General features: G+C 60.6%; 10 protein-coding genes. 7 read left to right on the plus strand and 3 right to left on the minus strand.

The features are described from left to right. Positions 1–33 precede the first annotated feature (33 nt). On the minus strand, positions 34–198 hold the full coding sequence (locus DCO47_RS27085) for a hypothetical protein (protein WP_165839222.1): 165 nt from the start codon (positions 196–198) through the stop codon (positions 34–36). 99 nt (positions 199–297) lie between these two features. Beyond that, positions 298–552 (minus strand): hypothetical protein, encoded by a 255-nt coding sequence (locus DCO47_RS24490; protein ID WP_064361798.1) that lies wholly within the window; start codon positions 550–552, stop codon positions 298–300. 204 nt (positions 553–756) lie between these two features. On the opposite strand from DCO47_RS24490, the gene DCO47_RS24495 reads away from it, so the two are divergent. Continuing rightward, positions 757–1,278, plus strand: a complete 522-nt coding sequence (locus tag DCO47_RS24495) for a DUF4142 domain-containing protein (protein WP_016774469.1) — start codon at positions 757–759, stop codon at positions 1,276–1,278. 58 nt (positions 1,279–1,336) lie between these two features. Here DCO47_RS24495 and DCO47_RS24500 read toward each other — a convergent pair whose 3' ends face one another. Then, the gene (locus DCO47_RS24500; RefSeq protein WP_042610415.1) at positions 1,337–1,600 is read right to left on the minus strand and encodes a hypothetical protein; all 264 of its coding nucleotides are present in this window, start codon (positions 1,598–1,600) and stop codon (positions 1,337–1,339) included. 261 nt (positions 1,601–1,861) lie between these two features. On the opposite strand from DCO47_RS24500, the gene DCO47_RS24505 reads away from it, so the two are divergent. From DCO47_RS24505 to DCO47_RS24530, 6 genes are read left to right on the plus strand one after another with little or no spacing between them, the layout of a single operon-like run. Beyond that, positions 1,862–2,713 (plus strand): STAS domain-containing protein, encoded by an 852-nt coding sequence (locus tag DCO47_RS24505; protein WP_042610324.1) that lies wholly within the window; start codon positions 1,862–1,864, stop codon positions 2,711–2,713. Between the two features lie 2 nt (positions 2,714–2,715). Beyond that, positions 2,716–3,078, plus strand: coding sequence for an STAS domain-containing protein (locus DCO47_RS24510; protein WP_042610323.1), 363 nt, complete (start codon positions 2,716–2,718; stop codon positions 3,076–3,078). Further along, positions 3,075–3,479: an anti-sigma regulatory factor gene (locus tag DCO47_RS24515; protein WP_042610322.1), complete on the plus strand. Its 405-nt coding sequence runs from the start codon at positions 3,075–3,077 to the stop codon at positions 3,477–3,479. The genes DCO47_RS24510 and DCO47_RS24515 overlap by 4 nt, the downstream gene beginning before the upstream one ends. After that, positions 3,476–4,489 carry an ATP-binding protein gene (locus DCO47_RS24520; RefSeq protein ID WP_042610414.1) on the plus strand — a complete coding sequence of 338 codons (1,014 nt, stop codon included), beginning with the start codon at positions 3,476–3,478 and terminating at the stop codon, positions 4,487–4,489. Before DCO47_RS24515 ends, DCO47_RS24520 begins: the two co-directional genes overlap by 4 nt. Then, positions 4,482–5,357, plus strand: coding sequence for a sensor histidine kinase KdpD (locus DCO47_RS24525; protein ID WP_042610321.1), 876 nt, complete (start codon positions 4,482–4,484; stop codon positions 5,355–5,357). The genes DCO47_RS24520 and DCO47_RS24525 overlap by 8 nt, the downstream gene beginning before the upstream one ends. After that, positions 5,347–7,290, plus strand: a complete 1,944-nt coding sequence (locus DCO47_RS24530; RefSeq protein WP_065617182.1) for a response regulator — start codon at positions 5,347–5,349, stop codon at positions 7,288–7,290. The genes DCO47_RS24525 and DCO47_RS24530 overlap by 11 nt, the downstream gene beginning before the upstream one ends. Positions 7,291–7,374 lie beyond the last annotated feature (84 nt).

Genomic DNA, 7,374 nt, shown 5'->3' on the forward strand with positions numbered 1-7,374 from the left:
TGTAGGAGTGAGCCTGCTCGCGATAGCGGTCAGTCAGTTGCTGGATCTATCGAACTTGTCCGGATCGTCGTCTTCGGGAAGCTCCTCGACCGGTTCTTCAGGATGCGCGGTGGTATGCGCCGGGCTGTTCGGTTCGGGACGGGTGGGAATCGGGTCGAAACCGCCCTGCTCTTCACTGGGGAATTTGGGGTCGTTCATGTGGCACCTCGCAACGAGTCGATGGTTTGCAGACTCTGCACATTGGAGGTGCCGTAAGCCGTAGCCGTTCCCTTGGGAAAATGACCACGGGTCGGGCGATTACTGGCCCGTCAGCGGCTGCCCCGCCAGTTGGGCGACGATCTGCTCCTTGACGATTACACGCTTCTCTTTGAGCTTTTTCAGGTCATCGTCAGTGGGGGCGTCTGACTTGGCGTTCTCGGCCTCGACGACCGCTTTATCGACATCAAAATACTTGTTAAGCAACGAATCCAGCTTCGGATCCTCGGAGCGTTTTTGCTCGATCTCTTCCTTCTTGCAGCCCAGGTCCTGATACAGATCATGTGAAACCGGCATGAAACACCTCCATCAATTTGATCGACAACCAGCGCGACCGATGCGCTGACTCATTATCAGCATGGCCTTGGGCAATGGCTTCTGTCGACTCCCTGTCAGACCAGCGGTTGCCGTTCGTCGCCCTGTCGTAAATGCGATAAAACCTTTGCCGTGTCCTCCCGCTCCATTGGATAACGCTCACAAAAACCTGCGTGGAGATACCCAATGGACGGATTCAACCTGCGTCATCTCGCCCTGGCTGTTGCACTGTCTGCCGGCATGGGCAGCGCCTTTGCCGCGACTGACAACGACTTTGTCGATAACGCCGCTGCTGGTGGCATCGCTGAAATCGAAACCAGCCGCCTGGCCCTGGAAAAAAGCCAGTCCGCCGACATCAAAGCTTTTGCCAACCAGATGATCACTGATCACAGCAAGGCCAACGATGAACTGGCGGCGATTGCCAAAGCCAACGACATCGAAGTCCCGGACACCACCACCCTGGTCAAGCAGGCCAAGGAAAAGATTCTCGACATGCGCGATGAATCCTTCGATGCGGCCTACGCCAATAACCAGGTCAAGGCTCACGAAGAGACGATCGAGCTGTTCAAGAAGCAGGCGAATACCGTGACCGATGACAAGGCCAAAGGCGCTACTGAACTGAAAGCGTTCGCGCAGAAAATGCTGCCGGCGCTGGAAAAACATCTGGCCCACGCCAAAGAGCTGCAAGCCAAACACCCGAGCAAATAAACGCCCGGGCAATAAAAAAGGCCGCATCCATCGATGCGGCCTTTTTGCGTTCTGCCGATCAACCGCCATCGGTGTCGATGTCAGCGTCGGTGCTTTCGCCCGGTGCGGGGCGGTCCGGGTCAGGCTTGAAGCCGGGGCTGAATTCGTTGTTGTTGTCGTCGTGATGCTGTTTCTGATCAACTTCGCTGGCCGCACTGTCGGCCTGCCCTTTTTCGGCCGGTGCAGGCTTGGTTTGCCCCGGTGTTTGCGGGTCGATCGCCGGATCGTTGCGGTTAATCGACTCAGAGGACTGATTTTGCTGTTGCGGCGCTTGCTCGTTCATATCCACCTCATTCATAGTCCTGCCTCCCTCTTCCAGCACGACTGGAAAACGTCGGGCATGCAGATTCGAAGCCTGACGCCGTAGATTCGTTCAAAAGATCGTTGCCTGCTGCCACGCCGACTAGAGTTACCGGGGTGTTCGACGCGGCAGGCAGAAAAATTCAGCGCTGGATGAACAACTATTTCAAGCGGCAAATGTCAGTCAATTCGCGCCGGCCATTTCGCTGCGCCGGCCCCCAATACGTATCGGAGCGACACGCACATGGCAGCACTGCAGAACAGCACAGTCGAAGCAATCAAGAACAACCAGACGCAACTGCTGAGCGAATGGACCAAACGCCTCGAAGCCAGCGGCGCCACGCGCAACCTCAAGGAACATGACCTCGCGCAACAGACCCGCGATTTGCTGAGCCTGCTGCTGACCGGCCTGGAAAACGGCAATGGCAGCAAAATTGCCGCCGCAGGCTGGGAAGATACCCGCCAGTTCCTTGAAAAGCTGTCGCAAAGCCGCGCCCTGCTCGGCCAGGATTCCCAGCAAACTGCCAACTTCATCTTCGCTCTGAAGGGGCCGTTGTTCGCCCTGCTGCAAAACCATTATCAGGACCAGCCGGCACTGCTCGCCGAGCAATTGCTGGAAGTCTCCGAACTGCTCGACACCGTCGGCATGCACACCATCGGCACCTTCCAGAAATCCCGCGAGGCGGTGATCAAGCGTCAGCAGGAAGAATTGCTGGAACTGTCGACCCCGGTCGTCAAGCTGTGGGACGGCGTCCTCGCCCTGCCAATGATCGGCACCCTTGATTCGCAGCGCACCCAAGTGGTGATGGAATCGCTGCTGCAACGCATCGTCGACACCGGTTCGGAAATCGCCATCATCGACATCACCGGCGTGCCGACCGTCGACACACTGGTTGCCCAGCACCTGCTGAAAACCGTGACCGCGATCCGCCTGATGGGCGCCGATTGCATCATCAGCGGCGTGCGTCCGCAGATTGCTCAAACCATCGTCCACCTCGGTCTGGATCTGCAAGGCGTAGTGACCAAGGCCAACCTGGCCGACGCATTGAAACTGGCCCTGACCCGCTTGGGTGTCAGCCTCGTCAAGACGGCTTGACCATGGAACGTATTCCGATTCTTCAAATGGGCGAATTCCTGCTGGTGACCATTCAGGTCGACATGCATGATCAACTCGCGATGACCCTGCAGGACGATCTGTCCGAGCGCATCAGCCGGACCTCGGCGCGCGGTGTGTTGATCGACATTTCGGCGCTGGACATGGTCGATTCGTTCATCGGGCGCATGATCGGCACGATTTCCGGGCTGTCGAAAATCATGGACGCCGAAACCGTGCTGGTCGGCATGCAGCCGGCGGTGGCGATCACCCTGGTTGAGCTGGGCATGACATTGCCGGGCGTCAGTACCGCACTGAACGTCGAACGCGGGATGAAACTGCTGCGGGAACGAGTACTTGCACAATGACCGTGCGCAGCAGCGGTACTCAACCCATTCTCATTGAACAGGACGTGGTGCTGGCCCGCCAGACCACGCGCAAGCTCGCCACCGAGTGCGGCATGCGCCTGATCGACCTGACCAAACTGGTGACCGCTGTCAGCGAGCTGGCGCGTAACACCATGGTCTATGGCGGCGGTGGCGACATGGACTGGCAGGTCCTCGAGGAAAACGGCCGGGTCGGCCTGCGTCTGACCTTCCGCGACGAAGGCCCGGGCATCCCTGACATCAAACTGGCGATGACCGACGGCTGGACCTCCGGCAGCGGTCTGGGCCTGGGCCTGACCGGCGCCAAACGCCTGGTCAATGAATTCGAACTCGACACTGAGCCCGGTAAAGGCACGCGCATTACGATCACACGATGGACATGAATATCACCGGGTCGTTGACCCAGGTCCTGCCGATCGAGGACAGCAGCCAGATCGGTCACGCACGGCGCACTGCGCAGAAACTCGCCGAGCAGCATGGCTTCGATGAAAACGACGCCGGGCGCGTGGCGCTGGTGGCAACCGAACTGGCCAGTAACGTGCTCAAGCATGCCCGACGCGGCGAATTTCACCTGCGCGTACTGCCACGACCGGGCAACGGTTTCGCCATTGAGATGCAGACCGTGGATCGCGCGCAGGGCTTTGACCTGGACGCGTGTCTGGCGGATGGCTTTTCCACCGGCGGTACGCAGGGCATCGGTCTCGGCGCGGTGTCGCGTCAGACTGATGTGTTCGATGTTTACGCCGACCACCGCGGCGCCGTGCTGCTGGCGCGGATCTTTGCCCGCAGCGATCGGCAGGCTGATATCCGATTCGGGGTCAGCCAGCATTCGTTGCATGCCGATCCAGCCTGCGGCGATGTCTGGCACCTGAAGTTTGAAGGTTCGCGGATCAGCGCACTGGTGGTCGATGGCCTCGGCCATGGCGAAGACGCCGAGCGCGCAGGCCTGGCCGGGGCACAAGCATTCGCCCGGGCACCGTTCGCCGATCCTGTGGTATTGATGGAAGACCTGCATCAGGAAATGCTCGGGACCCGCGGCGGCGCCGTGGCGTTCGCCCAGTTCGACAGCCAGCGCGACGGCCTGACGTTCGCCGGTGTCGGTAACATCGGCGCCAGTCTGCTGGAGCCTGGCAAATCCCGCGGTCTGGCCTCGCACCCCGGTATCGTTGGCGGCCAGTACCGTAAAGCCAAACCCTTTGACTATGCTCACGTGAACGGACATTTATTGATCATGTACAGCGACGGCTTACAGTCCCGTTGGAACCTTGCAGACTACCCCGGCCTGGTGCATCGCCATCCCGCCGTGATAGCCAGCGTCCTGCACCGCGACTTCTGTCGCGGCCGCGATGACGTGACGGTACTGGTCGTTGCTCTGGAGGCCGCCCATGGCTGAATCGACAACCCTGAGCCCTGCCGAGCAGGCGGCGCTCATCGCCCAGTTGCAGCGTGAAACCACTGCCCTGCGCGAAGAGCTCGATGAAACCAATCAGGGCGTGCTTGCGCTGTACGCCGAGCTCGACAATCAGGCCGAGGAACTGCGTCAGGCCTCGGATCTGAAGAGCCGGTTCCTGTCGTACATGAGCCATGAATTCCGCACGCCACTGGGCTCGATCCTGAGCATCAACAGCCTGCTCGCCGACGAACTCGACGGCCCGCTCAGTCCCGAGCAACACAAGCAGGTAGCGTTCGTCAGCACTGCTGCCCGGGAACTCAGCGACATGGTCGATGACCTGCTCGATCTGGCGAAGATCGAAGCCGGGCGCATCAGCATTTCTCCTGCCTGGTTCGACATGTTCGATCTGTTTTCCGCCTTGCGCGGCATGTTCCGGCCGATCGTCGATGCGACAGCGGTGGATCTGATCTTCGAAGAGCCGCTCGGCCTGCCGCGCCTGTATACCGACGACAAGAAGCTCGGGCAGATCCTGCGCAACTTCATTTCCAACTCGCTGAAGTTCACCACCCGTGGCGAAGTGCGCGTCTCGACGCGCATGGAAGGCGAAGACAAAGTGCGCTTCGCCGTCAGCGATACCGGCATCGGCATTGCGCCAGAACTGCATGACACGCTGTTCGAGGACTTCTCCCAGGTCGATTCGCCGTTGCAGAAACGCTTGCGCGGCACCGGTCTGGGTCTGTCACTGTGCAAGCGTTTCGCCGCGCTGCTGGGCGGTGAAGTCGGGGTTGAAAGTACCCCGGGCGTCGGCTCGACGTTCTTTGTCATCATCCCGCTGGCAATCGCTCTGGAGAACGTCGATGAATCGTGACATCCGCCTGCTGATTGTCGATGACAACGTCGCCACCCGTTACGCCTTGCGCCGGCGTCTGGAGCGCCACGGCTACGCGGTGCTCGAAGCCGGCACCGGCAGTGACGGTCTGGCCCTGATCGAGAGCGAAGCCCTCGATGCGTTGATCCTCGACGTCAACCTGCCGGACATGAGCGGTTTCGATATCGTCCGCCTGCTGCGCGCCGACCCGCGCACCGCGCTGCTGCCGGTGATCCATGTGTCAGCAGCCTCGATCCAGACCGGCGACATCATCACCGGTCTGAACGCCGGCGCCGATGCCTACCTGATTCACCCGGTCGACCCCGACGTACTGCTGGCGACGCTGCGCACCTTGCTGCGGGTGCGCGACACGGAAAACGCCCTGCGCGAAAGCGAGGCACGTTTTCGCGAGATTTTCGCCAACGTCTCGGCGCCGATTGCGGTAATCGATGCCAATCTGAAAGTGCATGAATGCAACCATGCCTTTGCTCAGTTGATCGTCGACAACCGTGACCCACAGGCCCTGCGTGAATGCTTCGCCGAAGATCAATGCTCGATCCTCGATGAACTGCGTCTGCGTCTGGTGGACGGCGAGCGCTGGAAAGGCACGCTGAACATGAGCGTGCAGGGTGAAGTTCGTGAGACGCAATGGCAGATTTCGCCGTATCGCACGCCAGAGCTGAGCCTGGTGTTCGTCGAAGACGTCACCGAACACCGCCACCGCGAGCGCTCGCATCTGGCCCGACTGGATGACACCACCACGCAACTGGCCAAGGAAGTTGCCGAACGGGTGCACGCCGAAGCGCAATTGCTGCAAGTGCAGAAAATGGATGCACTGGGCAAGCTCACCGGCGGTATCGCCCACGACTTCAATAACTTGCTGACCGGGATCATCACCAGTCTGGAACTGATTCAGAAGCGCGTGGCCGATGAGCGCCTGGACAAGGTGCAGTTCTATACCGAAGCAGCGCTGAACTCGGCGATGAGCGCGGCCTCGCTGACCCATCGTCTGCTCGCGTTCGCCCGTCAGCAGCCGCTCGACACCCGGCCGGTGGATATCAACGAGCACGTTCGCTCGCTGGAAGAATTGCTGGTGCGCACCATCGGTGAGCGCATCACCCTGAAGCTGGAACTGACCAACAAACCGGCGATTGCGCTGGTGGATCCGGTGCAGCTGGAAAGCGCGGTGCTCAACCTGGTGATCAACGCCCGCGATGCCCTGCCCTCCGGCGGCAATATCTGGGTCAACACTTACGCCGCTTATTCCCACGGCGATCCGAATCTGGCCGATGGCGCTTACGTGGCGCTGTCGGTACGCGACGACGGCACCGGCATTGAACACAACGTGATCGACAAGGTGTTCGAACCGTTCTTCACCACCAAACCGTTGGGCCAGGGCACCGGGCTCGGCCTGTCGACGATTTACGGTTTTGCCCGTCAGTCTGGCGGCGACGCGCACATCCGCAGTGTTGCCCGGCGTGGCACCGAAGTGACGATCATGCTGCCCGGCACCAACGACCCGACCGGCGCCGACGTGCCTGTGCCGGTGCCTGATGCCAAAGGCAGTGGCGAACATGTGCTGATCGTCGAAGACATGGCCACTGTTCGCTTGTTCGTCAACGAAGTGCTGGAAGATGCCGGCTATCGCTGCACGCAGGCGGCGGATATCGAGTCGGCGCTGGAGCGCTTGCAGAATGACCCGTCAATCGATCTGCTGCTGACCGACGTCGGCCTGCCCCGCATGAGCGGCCGCGAACTGGCGGATGTCGCCCGCGGCTGGAACGCAGGGCTGCCGATCCTGTTCATGACCGGCTACGCCGAAACCGCGATCAACCGCCAGGTCTTCCTCGGCACAGGGATGGAAATGCTGGTCAAACCGTTCCAGATCAGCGAACTGCTCGACAAGGTCCGCCGCACGCTCGATGGCGCCTGAATAAACGCACATCCCCCTGTAGGAGCGAGCCTGCTCGCGAAGGCGCCCGGTCAGTGAACTCATCTGTTACTGACATTCCGCTTT

The sequence above is a fragment of the Pseudomonas sp. NDM genome, assembly GCF_003105095.1.
In the GTDB taxonomy this organism is placed as follows: Bacteria; Pseudomonadota; Gammaproteobacteria; order Pseudomonadales; family Pseudomonadaceae; genus Aquipseudomonas; species Aquipseudomonas moraviensis_A.